The following is a 16,951-nucleotide window of genomic DNA, read 5'->3' as shown; positions in this document are numbered from 1 at the left end:
CCACTGTTTCGGCCCACCGGCCCGCTCATAGCCCAGCGCACCGTTCATGCTTACGAGCTCGAGGAACTGCCCCCACGGCGCACGCAGGTAAAGGTGAGACCCTGCATCGCTCCGGCATCCACGAAAGTCGGCCCCTCCAGCACGTCGACGCCCGCCTGCCGCAGCCGATCCGCGGCCGAGTGGCAGTCATCCACCTCAAACGCCAGGTGAAAGCCGCCGGATTGACTATTGCGCTTCAATGGCTCTTCGCCGTCTTCCTCGCCCGAGTATTGAAAAAGTTCGAGATTGGTGCCGTTGCCAATTCGAAGAACCTTTATGTTCTCGATCCTGCAGCCGGCTGGCACGCCGAGCCTTCTCTGCATGAAGGCGTCGTCGGCTTCGATGCGTCCGGTCTCCAAACACGTCACGGCACCGAAGGCAGCTTCGAAGAATCGAACCGCCTCCTCCAGATGCGGCACGGTGAAGCCGATATGCTGCATGCCGAAAACTCTCATCGATCCCCTCCCCGGTCATCGCTCGGAACAACAGCTACACCGCAGTTAAATATGTAACTGGTTAGTGCGGTATATTCACTGCAGGAGACTTGCGTCAAGCGCTCGGGGACAGCGCACCGGAGTATCCGGCCGGACCCGACCGGATACGGTTTCAAACTTTCCCGGAAATGCTCTACCCTGCGATCGGCGCCGGATCGCTCCGCAACCACTTCGGCTGCGGGACGGCCCTCAGCAGAGCTTGCGTATATTCGTGCTGAGGCGAGACGAAAAGGGCTTCGGTCTCGCCTTCCTCGACGATCCTGCCGCGCTGCATCACCAGGATCCGGTCGGCGAATTGGCGCACGATGGCCAGATCGTGGGTAATGAAGACGTAAGAGAGGCCGAGGCGCAGGCGCAGATCAGCCAGAAGCTCGATGATCTGCATCTGGATCGACACGTCGAGCGCCGAGACCGCCTCGTCGCAGACGATCAGCTCGGGTTCGCTGGCGAGCGCCCGGGCAATGGCGATGCGCTGCCGCTGCCCGCCCGAAAACTGATGCGGATGCCGTGCAGCATGCTCTGCCTTCAGGCCGACAAGCTCCAGCAGCTCCACGACCCGCTCGTTCCAGCGTTCGCGCGGCAGAATGTCCCTGTGGATCGCCCAAGGCTCGGATATGATCGAACGGACGTTCATGCGCGGGTTCATCGACCCGAACGGATCCTGGAACACCATCTGCACCCTTCGGCGGAAACCATCGAGCGCCTTGCCCTTGAGCTCGAAAATGTCCTCGCCGGCAAAGAGTGCCGCGCCCGATGTCGGCTCGTTCAGTCTCAGCAGCATGCGTGCAATGCTGGATTTACCCGAACCGGACTCGCCGACGATCCCGACGGTTTCCCCACGACGAAGCGTGAAACTGACATCGTCCACGGCCCTGAACTCCCGCTTGGGCGAGAACGGGCCGGACCCCAGCTTGTAATGCTTGCTCAAATGGGCGACCTGCAACAGGACCTCGCCTTGTGCGGCATTCCGAGGCGCTTTCGGCGCGTCGGCATGGGGCACGGCCGACATCAGCCGGCGGGTATAGGCGTGGCTCGGATTGGTAAAGACGTCCTCGGCCTTGCCGCTCTCCACCACCTTGCCGCCGTTCATTACGATGATCCGATCCGCCATGGCCGCGGCGACCTCGAGATCATGGGTGATCATGATCAGAGCCATGCCGGTCTCGCGCTGCAGGTCCCGCAGGAGTTCCAGGATCTGTGCCTGAACGCTGACGTCGAGTGCCGTAGTCGGCTCGTCGGCGATCAGAATATCCGGCTTCAGCGCGATCGCCATGGCGATCATCACGCGCTGCCTCTGTCCGCCCGAGAACTGGTGCGGATAATAGTCGATCCGCTCGTCCGCTTCCGGAATTCCGACCCGTTCGAGCAGCCGAACGACCTTGTCGCGCACCGCACCGCCCTCGCCTTCCCCATGGCTCTCGAACACCTCGGCGATCTGCCTGCCGACGGTGTAGACCGGGTTGAGATAGGCCAGCGGGTCCTGGAAGATCATGGCGATGCGGCGGCCGTTCAGTTCACGCCGGCCTTCGTCATCGAGGCGGGAAAGGTCGGTGCCGTCGAAAACCAGCGAGCCCGAGACGATGTCGCCCGGCGGACAGTCGATCAGCCCCATGACCGTTCCGGTGCTGACGCTCTTTCCCGATCCACTCTCACCGAGGATGACGAGGGTTTCGCCCGGACAGACATCGAACGAGACGTCATCGACGGCACGCACGGGATCGCCTTCGGACAGGAAGTCGACCGTGAGTTTGTCGATCCGCAGAATGGGTTTGTCCGGCGCGTTCATCGCGGGGCCTTTCGCAGCGATTGCAGACGCCAGCGCTGCAGCGGATCGGCGACGGTCCGCGCCCAGCTGGCGAGAATGTTTAAGGAAAGCGTCGTCAGCAGGATCGCGAGCCCCGGCCAGAAAGCGATCCACCACGCCGTCTTCAGATAGCCGCGGCCGTTGGCCACCATAGCGCCCCAGGTGAAATCCGGAGGCTGAATGCCGAGCCCGAGGAAGCTGAGGGAGGATTCGGCCAGGATGACGGTGGCGAAATCGATGGCCGCGATCGTCACCAGCGTCGGCAACACGAGCGGCGCGATGTGACGGAACAGGATGCGTCCCGTACTTGCGCCCATGGAGCGCGCGGCACTCACGAACATGCGCTCGCGCAGTTCGAGAACCTCGGCCCGCGCCGTGCGGATGAAGATGGGCATGCGGGTAATCGCCAGCACGATCACCAGGTTCGTCATGCTGGGACCGAGCGTATAGAGCACGATCAATGCGAGCAGCAGCGAGGGAAAGCTCATCACCACATCGGCAAGCCGCAGGATGACGTGACTATACCAGCGCTCCGAATAGCCGGCGGCAAGTCCGAGGATGCCGCCTAAAGCCATGGAGCAGAAGACGGCGGCGGCCGCGATGCCGAGCGTGTTCTGCGCCCCGACGATCAGCCGCGCCAGGATCGGCCGCCCGAGCGTGTCGGCTCCCAGAATGTAGATGAACCCGTGCTCCAGTGCGAAGGGCGGCAGGTTGCGCTGCCTGAGCCCGAGCTTGCCGGCAAGTTCGCCGACGAAGAGCGGCCCGACAAGCACGCAGACGATGAGCACGAGCAGAAATACGGCTGCGCAGAGCGCCAGCTTGTCCCGGGTGAGATAGATTGCAAGCTGCCGCAGGGCTCCGGGCGATCTTACGGATGGCAATGCCAGGTCGGTCATTGTCGCCTCCCTTCAGTAGCGGATGCGAGGATCGAGCACTGCGTAGAGCAGGTCGATCGCGATGTTGACGATGAAAATGGCGATTGCCGTGACGAGGATCGTCGATTGCACCACGGCAAAATCGCGCTGGATGATCGAATCGATCATCAGTTTGCCGATGCCCGGCCAGCCGAAGATCGTCTCGACGACGACAGCACCGTTGATCAGCCCGGTCGCCAGGTCACCGGCGACGGTGATCACCGGCAGCAGCGAGTTCCTGAGCGCGTGACCGAAGATGATCTTGCGACGCTTCATGCCCTTGGCGTGGGCGGTCTTGATAAAGGGCGAGGCGAGCGCGGAGATCATCGTGCCACGCACCACCTGGACCAGCAGCCCGAATGGGCGCAACATCAGGACGGCGATCGGCATGATCCAGTGCAGGGCAGTGCCCGTACCCGACGTCGGCAACATGCCGAGCCCGACCGCAAAGACGAGAATGCCGACGATCGCGATCCAGAAATCGGGGGTGCTCGCTCCCGCCAGCGAAACGAGGCCGGCGATGCGGTCGAAAAGGCTACCGGGACGGGCGGCGGCCAGCGCGCCGACGACGATGGCCAGCACGGTCGCGAGCGACATTGCGACCAAGGCGAGCTTCAGCGTGGCCGGAAAGGCCTCGAGAGCCACCTCGATCGCCGACCGGTTCTGTCGCGGGGACTGGCCGAAATCCAGGGACATGAGGTTTTGCAGGTACTGGAAGAACTGCACGTAGATCGGCTGGTCCAGGCCGTTCAGGCGTGCAAAGGCCTGGCGCGCCTCGAGACTTGAATCGAGCGGCAGGTAGAGCGCCGACGGATCACCGGTCAAACGCGTGAGGAAGAAGACGAGCGTCAGCAGGCCGATCACCGAAATTACGCTGTGATATGCCCGCCGGCCGATATAGCCGAGCATCATGCGGAGCCTCTGGATTCCCTTGCAGTTCAATGCGAGCGCGCGAACCTGTCGCGCGCGCTCGCCCGGATGGTGACACTCAGTCCTTGAGAGCGATATTGGCGAGCGGGATCTCGCTGTTGGTCGTGATGTCCGGCTTCCACTCCAGGCGGCTGCCGACCCGGGTGTAGCCGATCATGTGGAACATCGGGATGTCGACCGCGAGATCGTCATGCACCTTCGCGAAGATCGCCTTGAACTTTGCCGTACGGTCCTCACCGGTGGCAGCCATGGCATCGGCGACCTCCTTGTCGAGTGCCGCGTCGTTGAAGGTCGAATAGCTTCCGGCCGAGGTGTAGAAGATCGGAATGGTGAAGGCGGCATCACCCTTGTTGTTGTCATGCATCATCTGCAGCAGGTTCGGCCCGCGGCTCTCCGGGAAGGGCTTCTGCAGGTAGCGCAGCCAATCGTTCACGTCGAGCATCGTCAGCTTCACGTTCAGGCCGACATCCTGCCACATGGCCATCATGGCTTCCATGGCTTCCGTACCGTTGGGGTAGATGCCGTTGCGGCCGATCAGCTCGATTTCGGTATCGACCGGAACGCCCGCGGCCTTGGCCTCGGCGATGAGCGCACGCGCCTTTTCGGCATCGAACGTCCAGGGCGCCAGCTTGTCGTCGTGGCCGTTGATGCCGGTGACGACCATCTGCGAAGCCCGCTGCACGTCCTCGCCGAAGAGCTGCGCGAGGCCATCCCAGTCGATCGCCAGATTCAGCGCCTTGCGGATTCGGACGTCGTCGAGCGGAGCAAAACCGGCATCGATGCGGATCGCGGTAGTTTCGGAGTTCAGATAGGCGAAGTCCGTTTCCGGATTGGTCGCATCCTGGATCGCGATCGACGGCGTCAGGTCGGCCTCGCCGGTTTCCACCATGGCGGCGCGGATCGAGGATTCCGGGCGCCAGACATAGCTGGCCTTGGCGATGGCCGGCTTCTCGCCCCAGTAGCCGTCGAAGGCTTCCAGCACGACTGTCTGCGGCGTGAAGCTCGAAAGCTTGAACGGCCCGGTACCGACCGGGTCGTTGACGGCCTTGTCCGCCGGCGTGTTCGGCGAGACGATCATGACCACGCTGAGCAGCGTCGGCAGGATCGGCTGCGGCTTGTCCGACTTGATCTCGACCGTCAGCTCATCGAGCGGCGTGACCGTCAGCTTGGCATCGCCGAACTTGGCAATGTTGCTGCAGGTCAGCTTGCCGCCGGTCATCCGCTCGATGGAGAATTTGACCGCCTCTGCGTCGAAGGCGGCTCCGTCCTGGAACTTGACGCCTTCGCGCAGCTTGAGCTGCCAGGTGTTCGGATCGGTCTGCTTCCACTCGGTCGCAAGACCGGGTGTCGGCTGGCCGCTTTTCGGATCGATGATGGTCAGCGGCTCGACCACGTTGCGGCTCAATATCTGGCCGACATTGGTGATGATGGTACCGCAGGGCTCGAAATTGGCCGGCTGCTCCGGCAGGACGATCTTGATTTCCGAGGCACTTTGCGCAGCGGCGTAGCCGGCCCAGCCGGCGACCACCATTGCTCCCGCGATGACGCGAACAGATTTGTTTCCCATTGCACTCCTCCCCAGTTGGAACGACGACGTTAGAGACGGGCGCCATCCTCCTGGCGCCCGCCCGATGTTTCTTTTCAGCGGCGCGATGCCTCTATCAGTCCCTGCAATATCTCCCGCTCCTCGCCGGTCAGATCCACCAGGGGCGGGCGAACCGGGCCGGGCGCAAAACCGGCAAGCTCGACGCCCGCCTTGATGATCGAGACCGGATAGCCGGCCTTGCGGTCGCGCAGGGCTGCGAAGGGGAAGAAGAACGTATGAAGGATGCCTTCCATCACCGCCCTGTCGCCGGCTCGCATGGCCCGGTAGAAGCGCTGCGCCAGTTCCGGCACGAAATTGAACACTGCCGACGAATAGGTCGTGACACCGACGCCGTTGAACCCTTCCGCGAAGAGCTCATGGGTCGGCATGCCGCCGATATAGCAGAGCCGGTCGCCGAGCTTGGCCGTCACGTGACGCACGAGGTCCACCTTGCCGGTCCCGTCCTTGAAGCCGATCAGGTTGGGGCAGGCCTCGGCAAGGCGCGCGACCGTGTCGGCATTGGCGACCGAATTGGCGCGGTTATAGAGAATGACGCCGAGGCCCGTCGAATCGCAGACGGCCTTCACATGAGCATAGATGCCTTCCTGCGGTGCTTCCGTCAGGTAGTGCGGCAGCAGGAGAATGCCGTCGGCACCCGCCTCCTCGACGATTTTCGCCGTCTCGACGGCAAGGGACGTGCCATAGCCGCAACCCGCAATGATCGGCACCTCGCCCGATACATCCTTGGCCGCGCGGGTAACCTGGCCCACTTCATTCGGCGAGAGCGAAAAGAACTCGCCGGTGCCGCCGGCAGCGAACAGTGCCGCGGCCTCGAAGCGGGAAAGCCACTCGACATGACGCCGATAGCTCTCCAGATTGAGCTTGTAGTCCGACGTGAAGTGAGTGACCGGAAAGGACAAGAGCCCCGAACCGACACGCGACTTGATTTCTTCAGGCGACAATGAATTCCCTCCGGCTGCGAGCTTAAGACGGGAAATTCATATGATGACTTTTGAGATGAGTCAATCAACCGCATCGGTTTTTTCGCTCGGTCGCCAGGTCGTCAGCGAGCGATACCGCTTGATCCCGGTGACGAGATGGCGACGCATGGCCTCCCGAGCCCGGTCCGGATCCCGCGCGAGGATCGCCTCGGCGATCTCGCGGTGCTCGAGGAGAATGGGCTCGTCGCGGTTCGGCAGCGGATCCACGCCGCCCATGACCGTGCGAAACTTCACGCGCGGGATCATGCGGCGCCCGACATGCTCCAGAAACGTGCGGAAGCGGGTGTTGTTGGTGGCCGTCGCTATAGCCATGTGAAACTGGAAATCCGCCTCGTCCGTGGGCTTCCCTTCGGCGACAAGTTGGGCAAAGCGCTCGACCTGAGCCTGGATTTCGGCCTCCTGCGCCGGGGAACTGCGTGCCGCCGCCAGACCTGCCGCTTCGACCTCGATACCGATGCGCAGTTCCAGCTCCTCGATGATGTCGGAAATCTTGTCGGTCTCGCCGGTGAAAAGCTTGAGGCCCGGGTCGCTCTGCCGCGGCCCTATCACGAAGACGCCCGACCCCTGCCGCGACTCCACCAGGCCATCGGCCCTGAGCGCCGCAATCGCCTCCCTCACCACCGTCCGACTGAAGCCGAACTTGTCGATCAAGGCCGGCTCGGTCGGCAACTTGTCGCCCGGTGCATAGTATCCCGCCTCGATCTGCGCCTTTATAGCGTCTGCCACCTGCGAGGACAGCGATGGGCGACCGCCCCCTTTTTTCGTACTCGGCATGAATATTCCCATACCCCACATCCAAAATCATCATATGACTACGACCGATAGTTGTCGCAGACATCTTATGGGATTATCGGACGGCGGTACAGCAGATTTCGAGCCGGCTACTCGCGGACGAGATGTCGCAAGCCAGAGACGAAGTCGGATAAGGGACGACTGCAAGCATGTTCCGGAACATTTCGCCTCGCCCAATGTTCGAGAGAGTTGGCCCGCACCTGAGGAGCCAAGACTGACGCCGGGTGGGCTTCAAGGAGGAAGCCATGATCCGTCCAATGCCCTCAATTTTCCTTCCGCGCCGTCGCCTTTTACAGCTTGGCCTCGGGGCGACGCTCGTTTCAACCGCAGGCTTCCCCTCGATATCGCAGGCCGACGAGCCGAGTGACATCGAGGACGAGGACATATTCCAATTTGCACTCAACCTCGAATACATGGAAGCCGAGTACTACCTGCGTGGCACGACCGGAAAAGGCATCGATGATTCCGATGCAGGTTCTGACGCCGGCCCGGTGACCGGCGGCAAGCAAGTTTCCTTCGATACCCCTGCGATCGGCGAGTTCATGCAGGAGGTAGCCGAAAACGAACTTGCCCACGTCAGGTTCTATCGCAAGACGCTCGCAGATCAGGCTGTGCCGAGGCCGGCCATTGATTTCGACGCCGGCTTCGCCGCGGTTGCGAAATCGGCAGGGCTCGGCGAGGACTTCGATCCGTTCGGTAATGAGACGAACTTCGTGCTCGGCGGCATGCTATTCGAAGATGTTGGCGTTACCGCCTATGCCGGAGCAGCCACCGTCCTCAAGAACAAGGACTTTCTCGCCGCCGCCGCGGGCATTCTGGCAGTCGAGGCCTACCACATGGGAATGGCGCGATCGACCCTTTATCGAAAGGGCGAAGAAGCCTGGAAGGCCGCGCAGGCGGTATCGGACGCCCGGGACAAAATCGATGGGCCGGAAGACAAGGATCAGGGCCTTCAGGTGGATGGCAAGGCCAACATCGTTCCCTCGACGCCGGATGCGATTGCGTTCACCCGGACCCCGCAAGAGGTCCTACGCATTGTGTATATCTCCGACAAGGAAGGTGCCAGCAAGGGCGGCTTTTACCCCAATGGAATGAACGGCAAGATAAAAAGTACCTGAATCGGGAGCAAGTCACTGTGTGCCGATGCGCCCCCGGGCGAGCACGCGTGGTTCCCATTTGATCGCGTTCTTCCTAAATTTGTTTGGTTCCCGCCTCAACATGATGCCGCCGTGGGCATGAGGAAAGGCATCCTGGGATACGCAAGAGATCTCACATCGTTGCGGAGATCTCAGGCGAGCGATACCCGGCGCGTCTCGGCGTCGATCAGAAAGGCCGCAACGGCAGCCACGAGCAGAAGGCCGGCAAAGATGCCGATGGCGAGACCGAAACTCTGCGCCACCACGAGCCCCATCAGCGACGGGGCGAGCAAGCCGCCCAGCCGGGCCATAGCGCCGGCCGCGCCCATGCCTGTCGCCCGCGATGCGGTCGGATAGAGTTCCGGCGTATAGGCATAAAGCGCACCCCAGGTGCCGAGCAGGGCGAAGCTCATGATCAGGAGCGAGACGCCGATCAGCATGGCCGTTCCCGCCGCCACGAAGAGCAGGCAGCCGAGCGCCGACAGCAAGCAGAAGCCTATCAGGGTCGGCCGGCGGCCCCATTTCTCGACACCGTAGGCGGCGAGCGCATAGCCGGGGATCTGGGCCAATGCCAGGACAACGAGGAAGCCGTAGCCGCGAACGAAGCCGAAGCCTTCGCCTGCGAGCCTCGGAGGCATCCAGGTGAAGACGCCGTAATAGGATATGGAAACCAGAAACCAGATGGCCAGGATCATCAGACTGCGCTTGCGCAAATCCGCGGAAAAAATACCCGCACTCGCCGTCGGCGGCGGCGGAACCAGCGATGTGCCGGCGCCAAGTCGCATTTTGCCGTTGACGACGAGGATCTCATCGACGATGGCCTTCGCCTCGGACGTATTTCCCAGGCGGAGCAGATAGAGCGGCGATTCCGGCACCAGGAAACGCAGGCCCACGCCGATCAGTGCCGGGATTGCCGTCACTGCGAAGATGTATCGCCAGGCATCCGCGACGCCGGCGAGGCTCGCAGCCCAGGCGGCGAGCGCCACGATGAGCGTGCCGACAGCCCAGAAGCCTTCCAGCATGACCAGCCAGCGCCCGCGGTTCCGGGCCGGCAGGAACTCCGCCATCATCGCATAGTCGACCGGCAGTGTGCCGCCGACAGCTGCGCCCGTGAGAAACCGCAGCAGAAGCAAAACGGTAAAGTCCTGCGCAAAGACGGACAGCAGACCGAAGACGGCATCGCAGGCGACGGTGGCGATCAGAACGCGCCGGCGGCCGATCCGGTCCGCGAGCCTGCCGAAACCCGCGGCGCCGAACAGCATTCCGAGAAAGAAAAGCGTGCCCGTCTGAAGTGCCTGCGGAACTGTCAGGCCGAAAGTGGCGGCGATCGATGCGGCGGTGAAGCCGACCGCCAGCACCTGCATGGCATCGGCAGCCCAAACCAGACCGAATATGGCCATCAGTCTCCGCTGGTAAGTTCCCGTGCCGGCGCGATCGAGCGCATCGTCTACTGTGATTGTCGTCATTCGCCCTTTCTCCAGTTGGCGAGCCGCTGCAATCAGCACCTCGGCCTTGCTGCGCCGGTCGGGGCATGCTGGTGGCCGCAGCGTGCCGCAGCCGCACCGTCAACCGGCAAATCCGTCCTTGCGCAGTTTGGAAACGACCTTGCTCTCCAGCAAGTGCCTCAAGACAAGTCAACATCGCGGCGCCTGATCTCGACGCGGGGGAGCACGAAATCGATTGCCGACTGGCCGGGCATGGCGAGAGAGTCGACAAGGCTGCGTTGCTTGCCGGTCAAGCGCCCGAATTCTTCATGGGTCGCCAGGGCATCGGAAGGCTTGCCGCGGTCGGTGATGCCTACCAGACCGTTTTTCGTGATGTTCACGGCTCAGCTCCATATGGGTAATTACCTACGTACACCATTGGCAGAAGCGATCGCAAGCCGACCGGACGCCGGTGAACCCGGATCAATGTGAAACCCCGCCACATGCCGGGCCGACACGGGCGGCCCGTCATCCCGTCAGCCCGATATCTCCACCGCGACTGCAGTCGCCTCGCCGCCGCCGATGCACACGGAGGCGATGCCGCGTCTAAGGCCACGGCGGCGCAGCGCATTGACGAGCGTGACGATCACCCGGGCGCCCGAGGCGCCGATTGGATGGCCCAACGCGCAGGCGCCGCCGTGGACGTTCACCTTCTCCGCATCAAGGCCGAGCTCGCGCATTGCTGCCATCGGCACGACGGCAAAGGCCTCGTTGATTTCGAAGAGATCGACCTCACCAATGTCCCAGCCGATGCGCCGGCAGAGTGCCTTGATCGCTCCGATCGGCGCCGTCGGAAAGAGACTGGGGGCGTCCGCATGGGTGGCATGACCGCAGATCACCGCCAGAGGCCTGATGCTCTGTTTATCCGCCGCCGACCGGCGCATCAGCACCAGCGCGGCTGCCCCGTCGGAAATCGAAGAGGCGTTCGCGGCCGTGATCGTGCCGCCGTCGCGAAAAGCCGGTTTCAACAGAGGAATCTTGTCGAGCCGCGCCTTCTGCGGCTGCTCGTCCAGGTTGACGGTCCGTTCCCCCTTGCCCGAGGCGATGCTCAAGGGGACGATCTCCTCCGCAAAGCTGCCGTCGGCGCTTGCCTTCTGCGCCTTCTCCAGGGACGCAATGGCATACTCATCCTGGGCACTGCGGGTGAATTGATAGGCTTCCGCGCAATCCTCGGCAAAGGTGCCCATCAGGCGCCCCTTGTCATAGGCATCCTCCAGCCCATCGAGGAACATGTGGTCCAGAACCTTCTGGTGCCCGATGCGATAGCCCTGCCGCGCGCGGTCGAGCAGATAGGGGGCATTGGTCATGCTTTCCATGCCGCCCGCAACCACGATCGAGGCCGATTTCGCCTTGATCAGGTCATGCGCCAGCATCGCCGCCTTCATGCCCGAACCACACATCTTGTTCACGGTGGTCGCGCCGACGCCGGGCGGAAGACCCGCACCGAGCGCCGCCTGACGGGCTGGCGCCTGTCCCTGTCCCGCGGTCAGGACACAACCGAACATCACCTCATCGACCGCATCCGGCGCAAGTCCGGCGCGCTTCAGAGCATCGACAATCGCGGCCGCGCCGAGGTCGGCGGCGGAAAGGTCCTTCAACTCACCTTGGAAACTGCCAAGCGGGGTTCGTGCCTGCCCGACGATGACCACAGGATCCTGCTTGTTCATTCGAACCTCCCTGCATGGCCATGCTTACCGGGGCGCCATGCGCAAAGCCCCGTCGAGGCGGATGACCTCGCCATTGAGCATCGTATTCTCGCAAATATGCTTCACGAGGGCGGCATACTCCTCCGCCCGACCAAGGCGCGGGGGAAAGGGCACGCTTGCCGCGAGCGCATCCTGAACATCCTGAGGCATGCCGGCCATCATCGGCGTATCGAAGATGCCAGGCGCAATGGTGACGACGCGAATTCCGAAACGCGCGAGCTCGCGCGCGGCCGGAAGCGTTAGGGCTGCGACGCCGCCCTTCGACGCAGCGTAGGCGGCCTGGCCGATTTGCCCGTCGAAAGCGGCGATAGAGGCGGTATTGACGATCACCCCCCGCTCGCCGTCGGCGTCCGGCTCTCCCTGCGACATGACCTCGGCGGCAAGCCGTATCATGTTGAATGTCCCGATCAGGTTGACGGCGACCGTGCGGGCGAAACTATCCAGTGCGTGCGGGCCGCTCCTGCCGAGAATCTTCTCGCCGGGCGCAGTGCCGGCACAATTCACCAATCCGTGGACGTGCCCGAATTCCTGTTTCGCAAATGCCAGAGCGGCGGTGGCGTCGGCCTCATTCGTCACGTCGGCATTTCGGAAGCGCACCGCCGCGCCGAGCTCGGCGGCAGGCTCTTCCCCCGCTGGCGGCTTCAGGTCCAGCCCCAGCACTGTCGCGCCCTCCTGAGCCAGCATGCGCGTCACAGCCGCGCCGAGCCCGGAACTGGCCCCCGTAACGATAAAGACGCGGCTCTTGAGTTGCATAGGCTCCAGCTCCAACTGTTTCCAATCGGATGATGCAGAGGAAAAATATGGTATGCAATGACCGAATGGCTCAGCTTATGTGATCGCTTTTGCAATGTTCAATGAGAAGGATCGTCGCTCATGGAACGCCGGATGATCGCCCCATGTTTCATGGACGACACGCTCGAATGCCTCCGGCGCCATGGAGTGGATGCCGGACCCCTCCTTGCACAAGCCGGCCTGCCATCCATCGTCACCGGGCCCGTTTCGGCCGATCAATACGGCGCCTTTTGGCATGCGGTGGCGCAGGCGATGGATGACGAGTTTTTCGGCGAGGGCGCACGGCCGATGCGCGCCGGCAGCTTCGCATTGCTCTGCCACGCCATTCTTTCCACCGCGACGCTCGAACATGCACTGCGGCGAGCACTGCGCTTCCTAAGGGTGGTCCTCGAGAATCCGCACGGCGAGCTGGTCGTCGAAAACGGTCTGGCACAGATTGTCCTGAAGGACGCCGGGGCGACGCGCTCCGCCTTCGCCTACCGTACCTTCTGGATCATCCTGCATGGCGTCAATTGCTGGCTGATCGGGCGCCGGCTTCCGATCCGCTGGGTCGACTTCCGCTGCAGTGCGCCACCCGCCGGAACCGATTATCGGCTCTTCTTCGGCGCGCCCGTCCACTTCGATCAGCCCCGGACGCGGCTTGTCTTCGATGCCGAGTACCTCAAACTGCCGCCCATCCGTGACGAGCGGGCGCTGAAGCACTTCCTCCGGCATGCGCCTGCAAATATTCTCGTGCGATATCGCCACGACGCGGGATTGTCCGCGGCAATACGCCAGCGGCTCCATGCTACGGCTCCATCCGCTTGGCCGGGTTTCGAGCCGATTGCCGCGCGCATGCGGATTGCAGCGCCGACCCTTCGGCGGAGATTGAGGCAGGAGGGCCAGACCTATCGATCGATCAAGGAGGACCTGCGCCGGGCGCTTGCGATGGAAGCCCTGGCTGACGGCCGGACGAATGTGGCCCTGCTTGCCGTCGAGCTCGGCTTTTCCGAGCCGAGCGCCTTTCACCGCGCATTCCGGAAATGGACCGGAAAGTCCCCGGCGCAATTCCGGCGTAATGCCACGCAGACGGATTTCGCGGAAAGCAGTTCACCACGGAAACGCACTCAACCCCAGGAGAGCTGATCCTTAGGAAGCCGACCACTTGGATCATACACGTCGAGGCGATGCGGCAGATCCGGTCCCCACGTCCAAAGGACGAGATTCCGGTCTCCCGCTTCGGTCCCCGGTGCGAAACTCGGAACCAGAATGCCGGCGGTCCCGCGCGGATGGAGGCGGTTGTAAATGGCCCAGGAAGCCGGACGCCTCCCCTCGGCAAACGCGCCCGCCCAGCTGCAGGCCATCTCCTCCAGCGATACCCCGTGTTCCGCTCTCCCCCTCTCCGCCGTGAGATCAGCGATGTCAGCGCAATCGATGTCGTAGGAGCAAAGAACGCAAGGATCGATACGATGAGCGAAGCCCTGATTGGCCTCCTTGACCGCTGTCATGATGCTGAGTGCAAGGTAAAGCGTCTTCACACCCTTCGGATTGAAGCGCGCGCCCTTTATTGCCGCGCCATCGCCGGATGCAGGTTTGAAAGCCCAGCGAGGGTCATGCGCGCGATAGCAGGTTCCCTTGAACCTCAAGCAAAGCCCCCGAGGGCCATGTGATCGAGATAATCGCGCACGGCCGCCGCCTTGCCGTCCTTCACCAGAGCTTCGGCCGTTCGCCCGCCGAATGCCGGGAGGGGCTGGGCGCGATACCACGCCATTGCCTGCTCCTTGCCGCCCGCCCAGTCGGTGACCCGGCTGATGATCTCGAGCATTTCGCGGAGACGGTTCTGCGTCTTCGTCCCCCGGCTGCGCTCCGGCCGGTAGAGCGTTTCACGCGCAAGCCCGGCCGTTTCGGCAAGTTGCGTTTTCGACATGCCGAAGCCGTCCGCGACCTGCTGAATCGCGATCTTTCCGCCCTTGTCCATGTAGGAAAGTATCAGCGGTCCGCTATCGCTTTGGATCTTTTGAGCCTGAGCCATATTGCGTCATATCCAAGAACATATTTCCTGTGCAAAATATATGGCAGTGCATGCAGTTTCGCAAGACCGACACGACCGCCAATCGATGATGAGCTGACTTTTCACTTTTATCCAGGCTTCTGACCGACCTTCGATTGCGAAAGCAAAACGGCCCTCTTCCAAAGATCAGCATCGACGCAAACGGGCTGCTTTCGTCCAAAGTGGCCGGGAAGCCTTACCCCGGCGGCGCCATGGGAGGCGACCAGATTATCCATCGCTTCGGAGAAGTGACCGGCGGCGAAGTGATCAGGGTCGATCGCGATCAGGAACTGGCCGACATGCGGCGGCCCACCCTCCTCGTTTCCAAAGGCGCTCGCCTCCGTGCTGAGGGCCGAACCCGTCAGGGCCGCAGCAAGGACTTCCACGAGAAGGGCGATATTGGCGCCCTTGCGACCGCCGGCGGGCAGCAGAGAGCCTTCCAGCCCGGTGGCCGCGTCGGTCGTCGGCTGTCCGTTCCCGTCCTGCGCCCAGCCGATCGGGATTGCCTCGCCTCGATCGCGGCGCAGGATCATCTCCGTCTTGGTGACAGCACTCATGCTCTGATCGACCATGATTGTCGGAGCCCCTTCTTTCGAAGGTACGGCGAAGGCAAGCGGGTTCGTGCCGAAGAGCGCCCGCGTCGCACCGGGCGGCGCGACAGAGGCAGGCGCATTCGAAACGCAGATGCCGATAAGGCAGGCGTCGGCAAGGGGCCGGACGTGATGACCGAGCGCGAGGCAATTATAGGAGTTGCGCACCGCCATTGCCGCGAGGCCCGCCTGGCGTGCAAGGTCGATCAGGGCCGGCGTGCCGGCGGCTATGGCGGGATGTGCGAAGCCGGATCTTGCGTCGACCGTAACCGTCACACCGCGCGTCGTCACCGCGGGAACGGCTTCTCCATCGACCTTTCCGATCGCCAGGTGCCTGCAGAAGATCGGCAGGTAGTAAAGGCCGCAGACGCGATTGCCATCGGCCTCAGCCGTGGCGATCGCGCCCGCCACGGCGCGTGCGTTTTCGGCTGCCGCACCATGGAGCGTCAGCGCCTCGAGGCAAACCGCCTCGATCTCTTCCCAGGAGGTCTCGACCGGCGTCATCGGCTTGCCGCGTAGCGTCCTTCGCCTTCGGCGACCAGGTCTTCGGCGAGCTGGAAACCAAGTCCCGGCTTCCTGAAGGCATCGAGCCAGCCGTTTTTGGGCGCGAGATCGGGCGAGGAGACGATGTCCTCCTGGACGAGCTGCCACATGATCTGGTTTCCGTCGTCGAGATTGGGAATGGCAAGCCCGATATGGTGCTCAGCGCAGGTGGTGATGCCCGTGGTGAAGGAAGAGTGGATGCAGATCTTCAGTCCGGCGGCCTCCGCCACGGCTGCCGCCTTCATCATCGGCTGTATGCCGCCGATCTCGCGCGGGCCGATGCAGATCATGTCCGCAGCACGCTGGCGGCATATCTCGTAGACGTCGTAGAGCGTGAAGGCAGCCTGATCCGCAACGATCGGAATACCGACTTTCTCGCGCACATGCGCCATGGCCGGAATGCTCCAGCTGACGGTCGGCTGCTCGATGAATTCGATGTCGTATTTTTCGAGCTTGCGGCACATGTTGATCGCGTCATGGACGCTCCAGCCTTCGTTCGCATCGAGGCGAAGCCGCGCGTCGCCGATCTCGCCGCGAACCGCCGCGGTGATCTCGAGGTCGAGTTTCTCTCCGCGGCCGACCTTGAGATAGAAGACCCGCTCGCCCTGGGCGTGGCCGACGGCGGCATCGCGCGCAAGCTCCTCGGCGGTTTCGCCCTGCAGGAAATAGAAGTAGCCGACCGCCTTCCGGTGAGCGCCCCCAAGCAGCTGGTGAACCGGCAGGCCGGCGAGCTTGCCTTGAAGATCCCACATGGCCATGTCGATGCCAGAAAATATCTGGTTGGCCGCCCGCATGATATTGGCGCCATGCCCGAGATATTCCTGGTGGAAGATGCGAGCGATGAGCGGTGCCACGTCGTGAGGCGAATGGCCGACGAGATGTTTGGCGAGGCGATAAAGGATCGCCGCCGTACCGGTCTGGTCCGGCGCGACCGTGCATTCGCCGATGCCGACCGTGCCGTCATCCGCCTCGATCTCGATAAGGTTGACCGCAAAAGATTCGCGGATGCCGTAGGACCAGTGGTAGGGCTGCTTGAGCGGCAGAACCAGCGGGCGGACGCGGACGTTTGATATTTTGACCATTCTCGTTCCTCGAAAAGACGGCCGGCACGG

General features: G+C 63.0%; 17 protein-coding genes. 2 read left to right on the top strand and 15 right to left on the bottom strand.

Going from position 1 to position 16,951, the window contains the following annotated elements:
• Positions 1 to 50: 50 nt before the first annotated feature.
• From JOH52_RS28235 to JOH52_RS28205, 7 genes are all read right to left on the bottom strand, one after another.
• The gene (locus JOH52_RS28235) at positions 51 to 494 is read right to left on the bottom strand and encodes a VOC family protein (protein WP_234842732.1); all 444 of its coding nucleotides are present in this window, start codon (positions 492 to 494) and stop codon (positions 51 to 53) included.
• A gap of 172 nt (positions 495 to 666) precedes the next feature.
• Positions 667 to 2,319 (bottom strand): ABC transporter ATP-binding protein, encoded by a 1,653-nt coding sequence (locus JOH52_RS28230; protein WP_014531514.1) that lies wholly within the window; start codon positions 2,317 to 2,319, stop codon positions 667 to 669.
• Positions 2,316 to 3,233 (bottom strand): ABC transporter permease, encoded by a 918-nt coding sequence (locus JOH52_RS28225; RefSeq protein ID WP_003527027.1) that lies wholly within the window; start codon positions 3,231 to 3,233, stop codon positions 2,316 to 2,318. The genes JOH52_RS28230 and JOH52_RS28225 overlap by 4 nt, the downstream gene beginning before the upstream one ends.
• Before the next feature lie 12 nt (positions 3,234 to 3,245).
• Positions 3,246 to 4,160 (bottom strand): ABC transporter permease, encoded by a 915-nt coding sequence (locus tag JOH52_RS28220; protein WP_026029891.1) that lies wholly within the window; start codon positions 4,158 to 4,160, stop codon positions 3,246 to 3,248.
• 79 nt (positions 4,161 to 4,239) lie between these two features.
• Positions 4,240 to 5,748 carry an ABC transporter substrate-binding protein gene (locus JOH52_RS28215; RefSeq protein WP_014531512.1) on the bottom strand — a complete coding sequence of 503 codons (1,509 nt, stop codon included), beginning with the start codon at positions 5,746 to 5,748 and terminating at the stop codon, positions 4,240 to 4,242.
• Between the two features lie 74 nt (positions 5,749 to 5,822).
• Positions 5,823 to 6,728, bottom strand: a complete 906-nt coding sequence (gene kdgD / locus JOH52_RS28210; protein ID WP_014531511.1) for a 5-dehydro-4-deoxyglucarate dehydratase — start codon at positions 6,726 to 6,728, stop codon at positions 5,823 to 5,825.
• A gap of 60 nt (positions 6,729 to 6,788) precedes the next feature.
• Complete coding sequence (locus JOH52_RS28205; protein WP_010967758.1) at positions 6,789 to 7,553, bottom strand: FadR/GntR family transcriptional regulator; 765 nt, start codon at positions 7,551 to 7,553, stop codon at positions 6,789 to 6,791.
• Between the two features lie 251 nt (positions 7,554 to 7,804).
• Here JOH52_RS28205 and JOH52_RS28200 point away from each other — a divergent pair, with 251 nt between their 5' ends.
• The gene (locus JOH52_RS28200; RefSeq protein WP_010967759.1) at positions 7,805 to 8,677 is read left to right on the top strand and encodes a ferritin-like domain-containing protein; all 873 of its coding nucleotides are present in this window, start codon (positions 7,805 to 7,807) and stop codon (positions 8,675 to 8,677) included.
• Positions 8,678 to 8,847: 170 nt separating this feature from the next.
• Here JOH52_RS28200 and JOH52_RS28195 read toward each other — a convergent pair whose 3' ends face one another.
• The 4 genes from JOH52_RS28195 to JOH52_RS28180 form a co-directional block, all read right to left on the bottom strand.
• A complete protein-coding gene (locus JOH52_RS28195) occupies positions 8,848 to 10,161 on the bottom strand; it encodes an MFS transporter (RefSeq protein ID WP_014531509.1) in 1,314 nt (437 codons plus the stop codon).
• Positions 10,162 to 10,319: 158 nt separating this feature from the next.
• Positions 10,320 to 10,520, bottom strand: a complete 201-nt coding sequence (locus tag JOH52_RS28190; RefSeq protein ID WP_014531508.1) for a hypothetical protein — start codon at positions 10,518 to 10,520, stop codon at positions 10,320 to 10,322.
• A 135-nt stretch (positions 10,521 to 10,655) separates the two neighbouring features.
• Positions 10,656 to 11,846: an acetyl-CoA C-acyltransferase gene (locus tag JOH52_RS28185; RefSeq protein ID WP_014531507.1), complete on the bottom strand. Its 1,191-nt coding sequence runs from the start codon at positions 11,844 to 11,846 to the stop codon at positions 10,656 to 10,658.
• Between the two features lie 24 nt (positions 11,847 to 11,870).
• Positions 11,871 to 12,638: a 3-hydroxyacyl-CoA dehydrogenase gene (locus tag JOH52_RS28180; protein ID WP_010967762.1), complete on the bottom strand. Its 768-nt coding sequence runs from the start codon at positions 12,636 to 12,638 to the stop codon at positions 11,871 to 11,873.
• Between the two features lie 120 nt (positions 12,639 to 12,758).
• On the opposite strand from JOH52_RS28180, the gene JOH52_RS28175 reads away from it, so the two are divergent.
• A complete protein-coding gene (locus JOH52_RS28175) occupies positions 12,759 to 13,802 on the top strand; it encodes an AraC family transcriptional regulator (protein WP_017266573.1) in 1,044 nt (347 codons plus the stop codon).
• Here JOH52_RS28175 and JOH52_RS28170 read toward each other — a convergent pair.
• The 4 genes from JOH52_RS28170 to JOH52_RS28155 all read right to left on the bottom strand — a co-directional run bounded on the left by JOH52_RS28170 (position 13,784) and on the right by JOH52_RS28155 (position 16,921).
• Positions 13,784 to 14,302, bottom strand: a complete 519-nt coding sequence (locus tag JOH52_RS28170) for an RES family NAD+ phosphorylase (protein ID WP_014531506.1) — start codon at positions 14,300 to 14,302, stop codon at positions 13,784 to 13,786. The two genes, JOH52_RS28175 and JOH52_RS28170, sit on opposite strands and share 19 nt — an antisense overlap.
• Positions 14,299 to 14,688 (bottom strand): MbcA/ParS/Xre antitoxin family protein, encoded by a 390-nt coding sequence (locus tag JOH52_RS28165; protein ID WP_014531505.1) that lies wholly within the window; start codon positions 14,686 to 14,688, stop codon positions 14,299 to 14,301. The genes JOH52_RS28170 and JOH52_RS28165 overlap by 4 nt, the downstream gene beginning before the upstream one ends.
• A gap of 107 nt (positions 14,689 to 14,795) precedes the next feature.
• A complete protein-coding gene (locus JOH52_RS28160) occupies positions 14,796 to 15,800 on the bottom strand; it encodes an Ldh family oxidoreductase (protein WP_014531504.1) in 1,005 nt (334 codons plus the stop codon).
• Positions 15,797 to 16,921 (bottom strand): mandelate racemase/muconate lactonizing enzyme family protein, encoded by a 1,125-nt coding sequence (locus tag JOH52_RS28155; protein ID WP_014531503.1) that lies wholly within the window; start codon positions 16,919 to 16,921, stop codon positions 15,797 to 15,799. The genes JOH52_RS28160 and JOH52_RS28155 overlap by 4 nt, the downstream gene beginning before the upstream one ends.
• Positions 16,922 to 16,951 lie beyond the last annotated feature (30 nt).

The sequence above is a fragment of the Sinorhizobium meliloti genome (assembly GCF_017876815.1).
Classification (GTDB): domain Bacteria; phylum Pseudomonadota; class Alphaproteobacteria; order Rhizobiales; family Rhizobiaceae; genus Sinorhizobium; species Sinorhizobium meliloti.
The sequence above is the reverse complement of the archived record's forward strand: the minus strand, read 5'-3'. Positions and strand labels throughout refer to the sequence as shown.